The 16678-nt window shown below is 35.8% G+C and carries 16 protein-coding genes; 11 read left to right on the top strand and 5 right to left on the bottom strand.

The features are described from left to right. Positions 1–65: 65 nt before the first annotated feature. The 11 genes from EZ449_RS10595 (at position 66) to EZ449_RS10545 (ending at position 9697) form a co-directional block, all read left to right on the top strand. Positions 66–944 carry a cell division protein FtsX gene (locus EZ449_RS10595; protein WP_131558472.1) on the top strand — a complete coding sequence of 293 codons (879 nt, stop codon included), beginning with the start codon at positions 66–68 and terminating at the stop codon, positions 942–944. Further along, on the top strand, positions 944–1174 hold the full coding sequence (locus EZ449_RS10590) for a DUF3098 domain-containing protein (RefSeq protein WP_131558470.1): 231 nt from the start codon (positions 944–946) through the stop codon (positions 1172–1174). Before EZ449_RS10595 ends, EZ449_RS10590 begins: the two co-directional genes overlap by 1 nt. A 79-nt stretch (positions 1175–1253) precedes the next feature. Further along, a complete protein-coding gene (locus EZ449_RS10585; protein WP_131558468.1) occupies positions 1254–2048 on the top strand; it encodes an undecaprenyl-diphosphate phosphatase in 795 nt (264 codons plus the stop codon). 26 nt (positions 2049–2074) lie between these two features. Then, positions 2075–2806: a tRNA pseudouridine(55) synthase TruB gene (truB, locus tag EZ449_RS10580; RefSeq protein WP_131558466.1), complete on the top strand. Its 732-nt coding sequence runs from the start codon at positions 2075–2077 to the stop codon at positions 2804–2806. Next, on the top strand, positions 2803–3663 hold the full coding sequence (locus EZ449_RS10575) for a YitT family protein (RefSeq protein WP_131558464.1): 861 nt from the start codon (positions 2803–2805) through the stop codon (positions 3661–3663). The genes truB and EZ449_RS10575 overlap by 4 nt, the downstream gene beginning before the upstream one ends. 163 nt (positions 3664–3826) lie before the next feature. Then, positions 3827–4780 carry a bifunctional riboflavin kinase/FAD synthetase gene (locus EZ449_RS10570; protein WP_131558462.1) on the top strand — a complete coding sequence of 318 codons (954 nt, stop codon included), beginning with the start codon at positions 3827–3829 and terminating at the stop codon, positions 4778–4780. Positions 4781–4831: 51 nt separating this feature from the next. Then, a complete protein-coding gene (locus EZ449_RS10565) occupies positions 4832–5185 on the top strand; it encodes a hypothetical protein (RefSeq protein ID WP_131558460.1) in 354 nt (117 codons plus the stop codon). A 106-nt stretch (positions 5186–5291) separates the two neighbouring features. Further along, on the top strand, positions 5292–7505 hold the full coding sequence (locus tag EZ449_RS10560; protein WP_131558458.1) for a cation:proton antiporter domain-containing protein: 2214 nt from the start codon (positions 5292–5294) through the stop codon (positions 7503–7505). 142 nt (positions 7506–7647) lie between these two features. Then, complete coding sequence (locus EZ449_RS10555; protein ID WP_131558456.1) at positions 7648–8682, top strand: DUF2157 domain-containing protein; 1035 nt, start codon at positions 7648–7650, stop codon at positions 8680–8682. 89 nt (positions 8683–8771) lie between these two features. Next, positions 8772–9206, top strand: coding sequence for a DUF1016 N-terminal domain-containing protein (locus EZ449_RS10550; RefSeq protein ID WP_131558454.1), 435 nt, complete (start codon positions 8772–8774; stop codon positions 9204–9206). A gap of 68 nt (positions 9207–9274) precedes the next feature. Further along, a complete protein-coding gene (locus tag EZ449_RS10545) occupies positions 9275–9697 on the top strand; it encodes a secondary thiamine-phosphate synthase enzyme YjbQ (protein WP_131558451.1) in 423 nt (140 codons plus the stop codon). 1 nt (position 9698) lies between these two features. On the opposite strand, the gene EZ449_RS10540 is transcribed toward EZ449_RS10545, so the two are convergent. From EZ449_RS10540 to rpiA, 5 genes are all read right to left on the bottom strand, one after another. Then, complete coding sequence (locus EZ449_RS10540) at positions 9699–10676, bottom strand: YihY/virulence factor BrkB family protein (RefSeq protein WP_131558449.1); 978 nt, start codon at positions 10674–10676, stop codon at positions 9699–9701. Between the two features lie 115 nt (positions 10677–10791). Further along, positions 10792–13401: a PAS domain S-box protein gene (locus EZ449_RS10535; protein WP_131558447.1), complete on the bottom strand. Its 2610-nt coding sequence runs from the start codon at positions 13399–13401 to the stop codon at positions 10792–10794. A gap of 115 nt (positions 13402–13516) precedes the next feature. After that, complete coding sequence (locus EZ449_RS10530) at positions 13517–14836, bottom strand: alpha/beta hydrolase (RefSeq protein ID WP_131558445.1); 1320 nt, start codon at positions 14834–14836, stop codon at positions 13517–13519. 386 nt (positions 14837–15222) lie between these two features. Next, complete coding sequence (locus EZ449_RS10525; protein ID WP_131558443.1) at positions 15223–15612, bottom strand: LiaF transmembrane domain-containing protein; 390 nt, start codon at positions 15610–15612, stop codon at positions 15223–15225. A gap of 296 nt (positions 15613–15908) precedes the next feature. Continuing rightward, complete coding sequence (rpiA, locus tag EZ449_RS10520) at positions 15909–16598, bottom strand: ribose-5-phosphate isomerase RpiA (protein ID WP_131558441.1); 690 nt, start codon at positions 16596–16598, stop codon at positions 15909–15911. Between the last annotated feature and the right edge of the window lie 80 nt (positions 16599–16678).

Below are 16678 nucleotides of genomic sequence, written 5' to 3'. Positions count from 1 at the left end.
AGCACCGCTTTAATTGGTGTTTATCAGGTATAATTTATATTTTCGCAGAAACAAAATTCAAATACATGGAAGAATTCGAAGTAAGTGACGCATCTAAGAAAACCAAAACCGTATATATCTCTACTATTATTAGTATTGCATTGGTTTTATTAATGCTCGGACTGCTTGGGTTGGTACTTGTACATGCCAAAAACCTATCTAACTATGTTAAAGAAAACATAGTATTAAATATTATTGTTGATGAAGGTGCTAAAGAAACGGATGTTTTGGCTTTTCAGAAAGAATTAAATGCAAATCCTGCGGTAAAGCAAACTCAATACGTAAATAAGGAATTGGCAGCACGGAATTTAACGCAAGATTTGGGCGAAGATTTTGTAAATTTTTTAGGCTACAATCCACTAACCTCTACTTTTGATGTTTATTTAAAGGCAGAATATGCAAACAATAAAAGTATTGATCAATTAAAGGCCAGCATTTCGAAAAACCCTGTGGTTAAGGAAGTGGTTTACCAAAGTTCGTTAATTGATATGGTCAACAAGAACATCAGTACCATTAGTTTAATTATTTTAGCGTTTGCAGCGCTGTTGCTAATAATAGCTATCGCCCTAATTAACAACACAATACGTTTAGCGATTTACTCACAACGATTTTTAATTAAAAGTATGCAGCTCGTGGGTGCAACGAAAAACTTTATCAGACGTCCTTTCTTATTATTTGCTGCCTTACATGGTTTAATTGCTGCATTTATAGCAATTATTATTTTATTGGCTACGTTAATTTATGCTCGTAAGGAAGTGCCTGAGATTATTATTCTAAACAACTACAAAGAATTTGGTTTTGTATTTGTTGCTTTGATCATCATTGGTATTTTTATTACAGGTATTAGCACTTGGTTTGCAGTAAGCAGATATTTACGTTTAAAATCTTATCATCTATACAGATAATGGCATTAGAAAAAAAAACAAGTCCGATTGTTAAGGACGTTAAAAGCGAATTGGTTTTTACCAAGAAAAACTATCAGTTATTATTAATCAGTATTGCTATTGTAGCTGTTGGTTTCATTTTAATGATGGGTACCACAGGTGATATCTATGATTTTAGAAGAACTTTATTGGCACCTATTGTTGTGTTATTGGGTTTTGCTTTTGGAATTTACGCCATTCTAAAAAAATAATCTCTTCGACAAGAATTTTATATTGAGAACGCTTAATTTTTATTAGGCGCTTTCTACATTCTACGCCATCTAAATCATTATGAACTATTTTGAAGCTATCATCCTAGCTATAATTGAAGGATTAACAGAATTTCTTCCTGTTTCGAGTACTGGCCACATGATTGTCGCATCGTCATTCATGGGAATTGCAAGTGATCCATTTGTTAAGCTCTTCACTATTATAATACAATTAGGAGCAATTTTATCGGTGGTGGTTTTATATTTCAAAAGATTTTTCAAATCAATAACCTTTTACGTTAAGCTATTAGTTGCATTTATTCCTGCTGCTGTATTTGGCTTATTATTATCAAAAAAAATTGATGAACTTCTAGAAAGCCCTATGGCTGTTGGTATTTCGTTGTTGGTTGGTGGAGTAATTCTTCTTTTCGTAGATAAATGGTTTAACAAACCAACCATCAACGAAGAGGAAAACATCAATTACCTTACTGCTTTAAAAATCGGATTTTTCCAATGCATAGCCATGATTCCTGGAGTATCTCGCTCCGGTGCAACCATTATAGGTGGAATGAGCCAGAAACTTAGCAGAAAAGTTGCTGCAGAATTCTCATTCTTTTTAGCGGTGCCCACTATGTTTGCCGCAACAGCCAAAAAACTTTACGATTTTTATAAAGAGGGCCACACCATTACTCATGAGCAAACCAACTTATTAATTGTTGGTAATGTTGTTGCTTTTATTGTAGCATTATTAGCTATAAAAAGCTTTATTGGCTATTTAAATAAACATGGCTTCAAAATGTTTGGCTATTATAGAATTGTTGCCGGCTTGGTAATCATCATCTTATTACTCACTGGCCACAGCATGGAAATTATATAATCTGTATCTTTGCGCAAAAAAGATTTGTGAGTACAGAAAATTCAAAGTTTAAAGATTTCAATTTTGCAGAAGGCGAATTGTTGCTAATTAACAAGCCATACAAATGGACATCTTTTGATGTAGTGGGCAAAATTCGAAATTCTTTAAAACCATTAAAGCTTAAAGTTGGCCATGCCGGCACTTTAGATCCCTTAGCAACAGGATTGTTGATCATTTGTACAGGAAAGTTAACCAAGCAAATAGATACCTTTCAGGCTGAAGAGAAAGAATATACTGGCACCATGATTTTAGGTGCAACCACACCATCTTTCGATATGGAAACGGAAGTAGATCAAACTTTCGACATATCTCAAATTACCGAAGAAGAAATTTACGCCGCCACAAAACCTTTCATTGGCGATATCGAACAATATCCACCCGCTCATTCTGCCGTTAAGGTAAATGGCGAACGTTTATACGTTAAGGCAAGATTAGGTGAGGAAGTAGAACTTAGAAAACGCTTTGTTAATGTGCCAGAATTCGAAATAACCAGAATTGAATTACCAGAAATAGATTTTAGAATTGTTTGTAGCAAAGGAACTTATATCCGCTCTATTATTTCTGATTTTGGTCTGCAACTAAATAGCGGCGCCTATCTTTCTAAATTAACCAGAACAAGAAGTGGAAACTTTTTGCTTTCAAATTCGTTTGAGGTTCTAGAGCTTGTTAATTATATTCGCAGCAAGAAAGAAGAAGCTAAAGCACAAGAAGAAGCATGAACCACATCAAAAACAAGAATGCTCGATATTTAAAAGAGATACTTCTAATTATTGCAGGTGTAACTTCGGCTTGTTTCGGCTTAAAAAGTTTTTTACTGCCCAGCCATTTTATCGATGGTGGTGTTACAGGTATCTCACTTTTGGTAAGCACATTAACAGGTTGGAAACTTTCTTACCTCATCGTAATCATCAATATCCCATTCGTAATTTTAGGCTATAAGCAAATTGGCAAAGGTTTCGCCATTAAAACAGCCATAGCAATTGTTGCACTCTCTGTGGCGCTAATCGTTATGCCATTTCAACCCATCACACACGATAAATTATTAATTGCCTTTTTCGGTGGATTATTTTTAGGTGGAGGAATAGGGTTAGCAATGCGTGGCGGTTGCGTAATCGATGGCACTGAGGTTTTGGCACTTTACATCAGTAAAAACAGCATTCTAACAGTTGGAAATATTATCCTCATTTTAAATATCATTATTTTTGCCTTTGCAGCTTATTTCTTAAACATAGAAACAGCCTTATATGCAATCTTAACCTATCTTTCAGCATCTAGCACAATAGATTTTATTGTAAACGGAATCGAACAATATACAGGGGTAACCATCATTTCCGAGCATCAAGAAGCCATAAAGGGATTCATTATTGGAGATATGAAACGTGGTGTAACGATATACAAAGGTGAGGGTGGCTATGGTGAACAAAAAGATATCGATATCGTTTTTACTGTGGTTACCAAGTTGGAGATGAGCAAATTGCAAGCAGCAATTAGGCAAATCGACCCCGATGCATTCGTAATACAACAACAAATTGCCGATTTAAAAGGTGGCGTAGTTAAGCGCCATGCCTTACACTAAAGTAATTAAAGGAATTAGGGCATGCCCCCAAGCTACGCAAGGGGTCGGGCTGTACGCTAAATCTTTTTTGTTAATGCCATCTTAGGTTTAACGAAAGAATAACAAAAAAGTATACCGCTTCCATCCCTCATGCAAAAACCCAATTCTATAAATAAAGCGTAAATTGAAAATATACAATAACCTTTCCGATTTTAAAAAACTAGATAATGCCATTGTAACCATAGGCACTTTTGATGGTGTACATTTTGGCCACCAAAAAATTATAAGGCAATTGGTAGAAAAGGCAAAGGCAGATGGTGGCGAAAGCGTAATCCTGACTTTCTTTCCACATCCAAGAATGATTATTGATCCCGAGAACCAGAATTTAAAAATGATCAATACTATAAACGAAAAAGCAGATATTCTAAAAAGCCTTGGTGTAGATCATTTAATTATTACACCTTTTACCAGAGATTTTTCCAATCAACTTCCCGAAGATTATATCAAGAATACATTAGTTGATAATATTGGCACCAAACACATCATTATCGGTTACGATCATCGCTTTGGTAAAAATCGTTCAGGAAATTTATCCGATCTTAAAACAGCAGGTTTACATTTCGGCTTTTCAGTAGAAGAAATTATGGAACAGGATATTCATGATGTGGCGGTGAGTTCTACCAAAATACGGCAAGCGCTTTTAGCGGGCGATGTTAGTTTGGCTGCAGATTATTTGGGTTATCCATTTTCTATTTTTGGCAGGGTTATCAAAGGAGATAAAATTGGAAGAACGATTGGTTTTCCAACGGCCAATATCTTTGTAGAGGAAACCTACAAACTCATTCCAGGCGATGGAATTTATGCGGTAACGGTAGAGATGAATTGCCACGAATCGATTAAGACTTTCCAAGGAATGGCATATATTGGGCAAAGGCCAACTATAAATGGTATGACTAGAAATATCGAAGTAAACATATTCGATTTTAACCAAGAAATTTACGGCCAGGATATTAAAATGAATTTCTTAAAATTCTTGCGCCACGATGTAAAATTCACTGGACTAGAAGCCTTAACCGTTCAACTCCAAAAAGACAAAGAAGCTACGCTAATTTATTTTGAATCTCTAAAACAGCAATAATAGTCCATTTTTATCTTTCAAAATAGCCTCATTTTCGTTATATTAGCGGCAATGAGGCTTTTTTACATCATCATATTCTTTATATTTTCTTTAAATTTTGCGGGTTTTGCAGCGCAAGAAAAAAGAATTGATGTACAAAGCAAAATCCCAAAAATTAGTTTTGTTTCTGGTAAAGATCGCTTGAAATTAAACACCAATCTAAATCAAGATAATGAGCGCTTGCAGAAAGATTTCATTAACAATACTATTGTAAAAACAGTTTGTAATGCTTTTATCGCACTTATATTCTTCATATTTCTTTTTTCAAAAAATAATTTAGTCAGTACCAATGCAATAATCAAACGATTAAAATATAATTATTGGTGTTTATTTAAAATACGCTATCCAAAACACTTTTTTTGGTAAGTATTTTCTAACTCAACCGCAGCGATGCGGATTTTCAAGAAACGTAAACAATGCATAAAACTATGCTTGTTTTTATATTTTACATCATTATCGATTTAATTATCAAATGCATTTACCCGATTTAATTGCCGATTTAGGATTAATTCTTGCAGCAGCAGGAATAACCACGCTTATATTTAAAAGAATTAAACAGCCTTTGGTTTTAGGCTATATTTTAGCTGGCTTATTGGTTGGCTCCCACCTCAGTTTTTTCCCATCCGTTACCGATACTAAGAGCATCAATATTTGGGGAGAAATTGGTGTAATCTTCCTTTTATTTAGTTTAGGATTAGAGTTTAGTTTTAAAAAACTGGTTAAGGTTGGCGGTTCCGCCTCCATTACGGCCATCGTAAAAGTGCTGTTCATCATCCTTGTAGGCTATCTGGTTGGACAAGCAATGGGCTGGTCGAACATGGATAGCTTATTTCTCGGTGGAATTTTATCCATATCCTCCACCATGATTACCATAAAGGCATTTGAGGAACTTGGCTTAAAACACAAAAAATTTGCAGGCCTTGTTTTTGGGGTTTTAATTGTAGAAGATTTACTTGCTATTCTCTTACTTGTTTTATTTTCTACACTAGCCGTAAGTCAACAATCTGCCGGAACGGAAATGCTTTTCTCCATCCTTAAATTGGCCTTTTTCTTGGTTTTATGGTTTCTAGGCGGCATATTTTTAATTCCAACTTTTTTAAAGGCAACAAAAAAATTGATGAATGATGAAACCATGCTTGTGGTATCATTAGCCTTATGTTTAGTAATGGTTTTATTGGCAGATAAAGTTGGCTTCTCCCCTGCCCTTGGCGCATTTATCATGGGCTCAATTTTGGCAGAAACTACTCAAGCGGAGCGAATAGAACATTTAACCAAATCAGTAAAAGATTTGTTTGCTGCGGTTTTCTTTGTTTCTGTCGGGATGCTTATCGATCCTTCCATGCTTGTGAAATACGCTGTTCCAATCTTGGTGGCTACCTTTGTAATCATCTTTGGAAAGATTTTATTTACCATTTTGGGCGCTTTATTATCAGGTCAGCCGCTTAAAACATCAGTTCAATCGGGAATGAGTTTGGCCCAAATTGGTGAGTTTTCATTTATTATCGCCTCTTTGGGTTTAACGTTAAAGGTAACCAGCGATTTTCTTTATCCCATTGCAGTAGCTGCGGCAGCCATTACAACATTTACAACGCCATACCTGATAAAATTATCTGATCCATTTTATCAATATTTAAAACGTGTTCTACCTCAAAAATGGCAAGATGGTATTGAGCGATACAGCTCGAGTACGGAAGGGATTACAACCTTAAGCGATTGGCGGAAATTATTACGTTCTTACATTTTTAATACCATCGTCCACTCGGTTATTATTATTGCCATCATCTTTTTGGCCTACCGATATGTTCAACCGTTTATTGTTAAAAATATTGCCAATAGTTTAACCTCAATTATTATTAGTGTTGTGGTTTCCTTTATTTTAATGTCTCCATTTTTATGGGCATTATCCATCCGTAGGATACAGAAAACAGCCTATTCTCACCTGTGGCTAAATAAAAAATATACACGTGGCCCGTTAATTGCCATTGAGGTTTTTAGAATTGCATTAGGTATTTTCTTCGTTGGATTTTTAATGTATGAATTTTTCGATACCTGGGTTGCTGCTGGAATTGCCTTGGGATTAATCATTTTAGGAATGATTATTTTTGCCAGAAAGCTCCAATCATTTTATGATAAATTGGAGAAACGATTTATGCTTAACCTGAATGCCAGAGAAAATCAAAAGCCAGATATTTTACCTTGGGATACGCATTTAGCTGAACTAACTGTTTCTCCAGAATCGGAAGTTGTAGGGCAAACGTTAGCCAGCTTAATGATTCGTGAAAAATATGGAGTGAACATCGCAATGATTGAAAGGGGAAGAACCAATATTCCTACTCCCGGAAGAGACGAAAGACTTTACCCTAACGACAAACTTCTTCTAATTGGTGCTGATGATCAACTTGCAGCAGTTAAGACCGTTCTTGAGGTTGATTTACCTGAAACCGAATACGAAAAAAGCTTTCCAGATAAGGAAATGACTTTACAAAAAGTAGTTGTACACATAGAATCTCCTGTATATGGTTTGAGCATTAGAAACGCAGGAATAAGAGAAAAAGCGCAGGCCTTAATTGTTGGTATTGAGCGTGGAGAGGAGCGGATCTTAAATCCATCGTCTGATTTTGTTTTTGATAACGGTGATGTAATTTGGATTGTAGGCAATAATAAAAAGATTAAAGAGGTGATATAACAGTCCGAAAGTCAGGGGTCTGAAGTCGAGCGCCTTGAGACTAGGTGCCAATGTTTAGGTATATGTTTACCATAATCAAAACTCGTTACTACCAACTAAAGACTCCGGACTTATTTTTATATCTTCGTGTATAACGTGATTTATGAAAGTTGACAGAGAAAAAAGTGAGTTTCTTGATGATATGATTGAGCAGTGGCAAACCGACGGCCTAATTAATGAAGAAACAAGCAATAAACTCCGCAAGAGTTATGAGGCAAAAAACTTCGATTGGCTACGTTTAGCTCAATATGCATTCTGGGTAGCTTTAGCCTGTGGCTTTATCGCTTTAGGTTCTTTGTTGATAGATAACTCCATCCTTAATTACTTAAAACGCGTTTATAACACACCAAATATTGTTATTGCAATTGTTTCTGGTGGCTTGGCCGGTTGGCTTTATATTTTGGGTTTCCGTAGGAAGAAGAAATTGGCGCATTTAAAGTTCAGTAATGAGGCTATCGTTTTCTCTGCAATTCTTTTAACTGCCAATGCGGTTGCTTATTTTGGAAAATCGATTGACAACGGTTCTGGTAATTTTTCAATCTTAATTCTTATTTCGGTTTTTATTTATGGCGCTTTAGGCTATGTTTTTAAATCTAGATTGATCTGGATTTTCGCACTAATTTCTTTAGGCGCTTGGTTTGGTACAGAAACAGGTTATTTAAGCCGTTGGAATTATTATTTCCTTGGAATGAATTATCCTTTACGTTTCGTAGTATTTGGTGCAGCACTCACGGCTGCATCGTTTATCATGAAAGCCATACCCAAAACACAACATTTCTTTCAGGTTACCTATATCTCCGGAATGGTATATTTGTTCATTTCCTTATGGGCTTTATCCGTTTTCGGGAATTTTGCAAGCTTAGAGGAATGGTATAATGTGAGGCAATTAAGTTTATTTTATTGGGCACTAATCTCTGCTGCAATTTGTTTAGTCAGCACCTTATACGGACTTAAATACCACGATGATATTGCCCGAGAGTTCGGAATTACTTTCCTATTCATCAATCTCTACACCCGTTATTTCGAGTATTTTTGGGATAGTTGGCACAAGGCACTTTTCTTCTCTGTATTAGCCGCATCATTTTGGCTCATTGGCAGAAAGGCAGAAAAAATTTGGAATGTAGAGTTTTTGAAGTAAAATTTAAAGCTTGATTAAAGCTAATACTTAAAAATATTTCTAATTTCATCATAAGTAATTTGTCCGCTAAAGATATATCACGTTAAAAAATGGATGTTACCAACCAGCAATTATATAGCAAGGTTATTCAATTGCTTAACGAAGCAAGGCAAAATGTTGCTCAAACCATTAATAATACAATGGCCATGGCTTACTTCGAGGTTGGTAAAATGATTGTAGAAGAAGAGCAAAAAGGAGAAGAAAAAGCTGAGTATGGCAAGCGGGTATTAAAGGAACTTTCAGAAAAACTAATATCAGAATTCGGCAAGGGCTTCTCCTTTAGGAATTTAGAGCAAATTCGCCAATTTTATCTCACTTATTCAATTACGCAGACAGTGTCTGCGCAATTGGAAAAAAGTCAGACAGTGGCTGACGAATTCAAAAATGATGAAATTCCCAAAACCATTTCTCGGAAATCGACTAACCCAATTCAGCAGACACTGTCTGCGCAATTCAAACTGACCCGGTCTCAATCCTTGATTTAATGAAGATAAACATTTTGGCAAGCGAAAAAGACCTTATCCAAATCATCGAAAATTAATTCAATAAGAATATGAAAATATTTCAGCAAGCATTAACGCTTAGAGAAAGAAGACGAGGCTTTCATATTATTACTGATGAAATAGAAGATGCCATTCCCCAAATTGATGAACTCGACACAGGAATCTGCCAAGTATTTATTCAACATACTTCTGCTTCTTTAACGATAAACGAAAATGCTGATCCTACCGTTCGGGTTGATTTTGAAATGTTCTTTAACAAAACGGTAAAAGAAAATGATCCCAATTATGAACATGATTATGAGGGATCAGATGATATGCCAGCCCATTTAAAAGCAGCAATCTTAGGCAGTTCGATAACTATTCCTATTCGAAATGGAAGATTAGCACTTGGAACTTGGCAAGGTATTTATCTTTGTGAACATCGTAACCGTGGCGGCCAACGCAGATTGATTATCACCGCTTGGGGCGAATAAATTACTTTTTCTCTTCTTCTTTTATCTGCTCTTTTATTTCAGGATGATTATCTTGAATGGAATTCGCACCAGTTTCTACCTCTACTTCTTTGGTAATCACAGCATAATGTGATGGATAAATTTCTGATCCATAAGCTACTGCATAAGCTTTGGTAAATTCTGCTCCGAAATAAAGTATAATGGAAGAGTAATAGGTCCAAAGTAATATTACAATTAGCGATCCTGTAGCGCCGTAAGTTCCTCCAACATCACTTTGTCCGATATACATGGATATGGCGAATTTACCAATCATAAATAAAATCGCCGTTACTACAGCACCTGCTAAAACATCTTTCCATTTGATGATTGCATCAGGTAAAACCTTAAATATTACACCGAATATCAGTGTAATTACGCCCAGAGTTACAATCTGGTTAATGATATAAAAAACCACGACAGAAACCTCAGCAAATCTTGATTGCAAACTCTTGCTAAAAATATCCAAAACAGAAGTTATCGCTAATGAAACCAGCAACACAAAGCCCAAGCTAACAATTACCGAAAAAGATAAGAAACGATTCTGGAGCATTTTCACCCATCCTCTTTTAGGTTTAGGCTTTAGTCCCCAAATGGTATTGATAGAATCCTGTATATCGCCAAAAATAGTTGTTGCTCCAATTAAGAGCGTTACTATTCCGATGATTAATGCAACTGTACTTTTACCATCGAGATAAGCATTTTTAATAAGTTCTTGTAATGAAACGGCAGATTCTCTACCTAAAAAGCTCTCCAGCTGAGCGTAAACCTGTCCTTCTGCAATTTCTCTCCCTAAAAATATCCCACAAAGTGAAATAATTACCACCAATAAAGGTGCCATTGAAAATACAGTGTAATAGGCAAGAGAACCACTAAGTTTTGTAACCTTATGATCGGTAAAACCTGTAAAAGATGCTTTTAAAACACCCCAAATTCCTTTTAGTGTGATTTTTTCCTTTGCCATAAATAAGGTTGATTAGATTGTTTCTTAAATCTAAACCCCTTATTTTTTGAATTGTTTGTTATTTAACAACCACAGTTTATCGAAGTCCTCATTTTTAGTTGATTAGGTTTTAATTTTAATGTTCGATAACTGGAATCGAAAAACAAAAAGTAGAGCCCTTGCCCTCAACAGAATTTACCCAAATTTTGCCGCCCAGTCGTTTTACAATTTCTGAGGAGATGTATAAACCTAAACCCAAACCAGGAAAAGTATGCTCTCTGTTTCCACTTACACGGTAAAATTGTTCAAATACATGATCTTTAAGCTCGGGGCTAATTCCAATACCGTAATCCTGTACGCAAACCTGAACGAAATTACCATGATCTTGAGTATAGATAACAACTTCATTAGCATCTGGGGAATATTTAACTGCATTTGTTAATAAATTGGTAACCACTTGGCAAATTCGATCTCTATCCCCAACAATATCCTTTTTAAAGTCGAGTTCGGTGAGAATGATATGCTTAAATGAAGTGCGTTGAACATCCTCAATAACTTCCTCTAACATTTCATTAAAATCGAATTTGCTATTATTAAATTGCAAACGACCAGAATTTATTTTAGTAACATCGAGCAAATCGCTGATCAAATTCGTTAACCGATCTACTTGCTTATTCATCTTACCTAAAAGATCGGCGTTTTTAAAATCACCCGATCTTTTAAACATCGATTCTAATACTTGGGCGTAAGCTTTAAGGCTGGTTACAGGTGTTTTCAGTTCATGACTGGCTATACCTAAAAAGTTATCTTTCTGTTTTTCGAGTTCTTTTTGATGATGTACATCGGTATTGGTTCCGTACCACTTAACAATGTTGCCATTGGTATCTCGCAAAGGCATTGCCCTTACTAAATACCAACGAAATTCGCCATATTTATCTAAACACCTAAATTCAGTCTCGTAAGGATCACCAGTTTCTAAAGAATGTTTCCAAGCAACTAAAGCACCCGGCAAGTCTTCTGGGTGAAGATTTTCTGCCCATCGAGCACCCAAGGTTTCCTCATCAGATTTACCTGTTTGATCGAACCAACGCCTATTGATATAATCTAAATTACCATCAGTTTTGCTCGACCAAACCACCGGTGGAACGGCATCAGCCAAAAACTCCAATTCATCAACAACATTTTGTAGTGCAGCATTTTTATTGGCAAGCGTTTCCCTGATGTTTAGCTCCGGTCGCAAATCTCTGGCAATTCCAGCAATGGCTACGGGGATGTTGGTAATTTCCTCCCGAATCATGTACAGCTGTTTATGAATCGGGATAATTTCATTTGTTAGCTGATGAGTAAGCTCCAGTTCTCCAGACCACTTCCCTTCTTTAAACAGAACGGGAAAAATCTCATTTTTGATTTTATCGTTGGATAAATTACTGTGATAATCGAACAAATTGCTGGATAAGATTTGGTCAGCATTAATACCAATCAACTCAATTCCTGATGGATTAATATAAAGGGTATTGCCATAAATGTCGCAATAGTTACAGAAATCCTCACTACTATCTACAATTGCAGCTAGCTTTTGAAGCTCCGCTTTCGCCCTAATTTCTGGCCTCAAATCTCTCGCTGTTGCACCTCTACCAATAATTTCACCAGTAACAGGATCCTTAATTAATAGATAACTAACCATGCATGGTATCGCATCCTTGGTTTTACGGTTAATTAAGCTGATATGTCCTTTCCAGCCTTCAACCACATCAATTTCTTTGATAATATGATTTTGAACGCGATCCAATTCTTCAGGCGTATAAAAATCGCGAGCACTTAACTGGGTAACATCAGCATCTAAATCTACACCAAGTAACAACCTCGACGCTTTGTTCATATAAATGAGGTTTCCACTCATATCAGCAACCGTCATGTGGTCGGCATTATTATTAACAAGGCTTAAAAGTTGTTGCTCACGCCTTCGGGCTGTAACCTCCGAAGTTATGTCTTGCGCAATCCCTGCAAAGCGATAAGCAATTTGATCAACATTAAAGTAAGCTTTGCCCTTGCAATGCACCCATCTAACTAATTGATCGTTCTGACTTATAGTTCTATATTTTATATCATATTGCCCTTCGGTTTTCGGGTTAATTGCATTTAGAACAGCCTCATTTACCATCTTTTCATCATCATGATGAATACAACTTAGAACATCTTTATATTCTACCTCGCCAGCTGAAGAAAATCCAAAAAGCTCACGGCATTTGGCATCCCAATTCACATGGTTATTAATAGGATCAAGATCCCAAGTTCCAATTTCGGCAGACAAAAGGGCAAAAGATAAACGTTCTTTAGTCTCAGTAATTTGTTTACGGGCTTTTACTAATTCTGTTAAATGAGCAGCGGTATTGATTATCGCAATGGTTTTGCCTTCGTTATCTTTTAAAGGTTTGTAAGTGTATGTAAAATAGAAAGTTTGCAACTTACCATCAACTATCAAACTTGCCTCTGATTCTTTTGCATGATAGGTTTCGCCTGTAGTATAAACGGAACTTAGGATATCAAAAAATGATTGCCCGCTTAATTCAGGAATGGCTTCAATTAAGGGCTTACCGATAACCGAGCTATCTTTCCCCCACAAATCCAGCATTTCTTGATTTGCGTTGGTAATAATCATATTCACTCCTGTGTAAATGGCTGTTGGCATTGGTGATGCTTCAACCAAAGAATTGAATCTCTCTTCCTCTGAAAATAGGTTTATCATTTAATCTAGTTCGTTCTTTAAAGATATGAAATATCAAGGCATTCGGTTAAAATAAAAAGCAAACAAAAAACCTCGAGTTTGGTCGAGGTTTTGTGAAATAACTTAGTTGGAATGACTATTTCCCCTTAATCCAAAGTGACAGATCATTTACCAAGACATCCGAAACATTTACCGGAATTTGGTATTGTGCCATCGTACCCTTTTCTATTTGAGTACTTAATAAATGATTCAATTCTGGATAAAATTTAAGGGTAACATTTTTCTTTTTTCCTAAGGCAGTATTCCATAAATCGAAATCAGTTTTACTAACCTGAAAATCATTCCCACCTTGAAGAATGTAAATTTTTTGCTTAGTTAAGCCTTTTGCCACATTTACTTGATTGTAGGAATTTAAATCAGCCCAATATTTTGCTGGCAAACCTAGTATAACCGAATCTGGCTTTATAGTAGTACCCAGCTGAGAAATTCTACTTTTATTTATTTCGATTACCGCATTTGCCAATTGTTTCTTGTTGGCTTCTGTGGTATCTTTCGATAAATCGAACATGTATTTATTTTGATCAATGATAATATCCGTCAATTTTCTGGCTGGAGCGGCAGCCAAAACAATTCCCGCTAATTCTGGAGCGGTGCTTGCAATTTTTGGAGCTAACATTCCGCCTAAACTATGCCCGAAAACATAAATACTTTTCGGATCGGCACCAACTACGGTCTTTGCCATTGCAATTGCCGAAGCTGCGTCATTTAAAACTTCTTCTTTAACTGTAAATTGTGTTGTAAACTCATTCGGGTAAACCAACGTTCGCTTTACATATCGAATAGATCCTATTCCTTTTGATGCTAAACCTGTAGCCAAATCCTTAAAGGGTTTATTTGCGCCAACAGTTTCATCCATATCGCCAGGACCAGAGCCATGTACAAATACAACCATTGGGAAATTTTTAATATTTTTAGGAGTGGTTACAATTGCGGCCAATTGTCTTTTCGCCTCGCCAATGTAGATTGCCTTTTCACGATATAAATTCGTATCAGCATAAGCAGGTTTTAAATAAGCTGATGCAACTTTCGCTGATCCTAAGAAAATACCAACAATTTTTTGCGCTTTGTTAAATCCTAAAATAAAATTTTGATCGCCATTAGCAAACTTACCTTCTACGGTTACGGCAAAAAAATCACCTTGAGCCTTGCTTTGAATCGCATCAAAAGACTCAGCCTTTCCGTATTTGCTTCCAAGATCAGTCCAAAGTTTTTTTAAGTTATCCTCAGTGAGTTTTGTTTTTAAGGTATCATCAAAAAACGCATGAGCATCGGTAAATTTTTCTTCTTGTAGCAGTTTAAAAAAATCGTTCGCTCCGTTAAATAGCTGGATAACATTTTGAGAAAATGCCGATGTTGCGAATAGTAAAGCGATTACGAATAATATACTCTTCTTCATGTATAGGGTTTGGTTGTTTGCAATGTACCAAAGTTAATAATATTTGGCGCTCAAATCGCTTTAAACTAAATGCTTATTTTGTTTTAACTATTTTTAACATTTCACTTTATCTAATTATTGCATCATTAGAAATAACATCGTTTTAAGCATCGAGTTGAGGAGTTATTGATACAAATGAAAGCTCCTCAAATATTTTTTTTTAAAAAAACTGATTAGGAATACAATATTTTCATATCTCAGCGTTTATGTATGTGAGAGCGTTAATTTAGATGACGGGGATACTGCCTAATAGGTGGAATCCCCGTTTCTTTTTTACAGATTTTTTCACAGAAAAAAGGGACAAATTTAAAAATGTCCCTTTTTGATATATGATGGAGTGGTGAATTTTATTTGTTCAGATCTGAAAAATCGGCTGTTTTCTCTTGATGATAATTTTCGAAGTTTTTGATTCCTTTTGGTTTCAAAATCACGTATAAACCTATTGCGATTAAAGCCAATGCTGTAGTGATTCTAGACAATTCAAAGTGAAAAACTGAGATATCTTTCATGGTGAATATCGCACCAATTATAGTTAAGGCTAACCAGCCGCTGCCTTGAAAATTTTTGCGATAACCAATCCACAAACCTGCACCCAACATAATCGTATGCCAGCTCAATACCCAATGCGGGATATCAATTCCCGAATTTCTGAGTAAGAATACAGAACCGATTACAACAATCAAAATCCCTAAACCTAATTGTTTATCTGCTTGATTTTTTTTGATTAAATTTTCCATGACCTTTGTTTTTATATTCAAATGTATCACGAAAACTAACGCTGTGGAATGGGTTTTCCTCCAATAACTTTAATATATCGGTGAGTGAAATAAAACCATCGGTAAAAATATTTTGAGGATATGTGAAAGATAAAAAAGTCGGTGAGAATTTCATGAACATGCATCTGAAAAAAAACCGCATAATTGTTATTAGGGCGTTTTAACACGCTGTCCGCTGTATCTTTTTGGCAGAAAAAGCCAAAAAGGATGCCGCTTCCATTGTTAACGCTAGCAATCTCAAAAAACTAACGCAAATATTATTCAAAAATAACGATATCCGTTCCATCACTCATGATTACTTTAGAGGTTAAGCCTATGAACAAGCCATTGGTTAAAACACCATTAATTTGATTCAGCGATATATTCAATTTTGCAGGATCATCAATTAAGCCGAAATCTGCATCGATAATGTAGTTCCCATTATCTGTGATGAAAGTTTTATGGTCGGCTTGTCTCAGAATTCCTTTACCTCCAAGCTTTGCAACCTGATCGAAAACATATTGGTAAGCTAGTGGAATAACCTCTACCGGGACTGTAAAAGCTCCAAGCTTTTTTACCTTTTTTGAGGCATCAGTAACAATGATAGCATTCTTACTCAGTGTGGCAATGATTTTTTCCCTAAACAATGCTCCTCCACCACCTTTTATTAAATCAAGAGATTCGGTAAATTCATCTGCACCATCTATGCTGATATCGATTACACTTAAGCTTCCCAGATCAAGTATTTCGATTCCGAAGGATTTTGCTAAAACTTCTGTTCTGATGGAACTTGCAGCCGCTGTAATTTTTAAGCCTGCTCTTACCATTTTGCCTAATTCTTGTATGGCTAAGGTTGCGGTAGAACCTGTTCCCAAACCAACAACATCTCCATCTTTTACATGTTTTACTGCAGCCAAAGCGGCAGCTAGTTTTTCAGCATCTTGTTGGGTTTTATCTATCGTGGCCATAAAGTAAAAATAAGAAAATATAGTTTACTTATTGAGAAAGAAACAAAGACTGAGGTTAGAACTAATTAGACTTACGAAGT

It is taken from the genome of Pedobacter frigidisoli, from assembly GCF_004331675.1.
GTDB classification, from domain to species: Bacteria; Bacteroidota; Bacteroidia; order Sphingobacteriales; family Sphingobacteriaceae; genus Pedobacter; species Pedobacter frigidisoli.
Note: the sequence above shows the minus strand (reverse complement) of the source record. Positions and strands in the feature narration are given on the sequence as shown.

Coding starts and splice junctions, on each gene's coding strand:
- EZ449_RS10550 (WP_131558454.1), top strand. CDS start 8,772: ATGGATGTTACCAACCAGCAATTATATAGCAAGGTTATTCAATTGCTT.
- EZ449_RS10565 (WP_131558460.1), top strand. CDS start 4,832: ATGAGGCTTTTTTACATCATCATATTCTTTATATTTTCTTTAAATTTT.
- EZ449_RS10590 (WP_131558470.1), top strand. CDS start 944: ATGGCATTAGAAAAAAAAACAAGTCCGATTGTTAAGGACGTTAAAAGC.
- EZ449_RS10525 (WP_131558443.1), bottom strand. CDS start 15,612: ATGGAAAATTTAATCAAAAAAAATCAAGCAGATAAACAATTAGGTTTA.
- EZ449_RS10595 (WP_131558472.1), top strand. CDS start 66: ATGGAAGAATTCGAAGTAAGTGACGCATCTAAGAAAACCAAAACCGTA.
- EZ449_RS10530 (WP_131558445.1), bottom strand. CDS start 14,836: ATGAAGAAGAGTATATTATTCGTAATCGCTTTACTATTCGCAACATCG.
- rpiA (WP_131558441.1), bottom strand. CDS start 16,598: ATGGCCACGATAGATAAAACCCAACAAGATGCTGAAAAACTAGCTGCC.
- EZ449_RS10545 (WP_131558451.1), top strand. CDS start 9,275: ATGAAAATATTTCAGCAAGCATTAACGCTTAGAGAAAGAAGACGAGGC.
- EZ449_RS10555 (WP_131558456.1), top strand. CDS start 7,648: ATGAAAGTTGACAGAGAAAAAAGTGAGTTTCTTGATGATATGATTGAG.
- EZ449_RS10575 (WP_131558464.1), top strand. CDS start 2,803: ATGAACCACATCAAAAACAAGAATGCTCGATATTTAAAAGAGATACTT.
- EZ449_RS10540 (WP_131558449.1), bottom strand. CDS start 10,676: ATGGCAAAGGAAAAAATCACACTAAAAGGAATTTGGGGTGTTTTAAAA.
- EZ449_RS10585 (WP_131558468.1), top strand. CDS start 1,254: ATGAACTATTTTGAAGCTATCATCCTAGCTATAATTGAAGGATTAACA.
- EZ449_RS10560 (WP_131558458.1), top strand. CDS start 5,292: ATGCATTTACCCGATTTAATTGCCGATTTAGGATTAATTCTTGCAGCA.
- EZ449_RS10535 (WP_131558447.1), bottom strand. CDS start 13,401: ATGATAAACCTATTTTCAGAGGAAGAGAGATTCAATTCTTTGGTTGAA.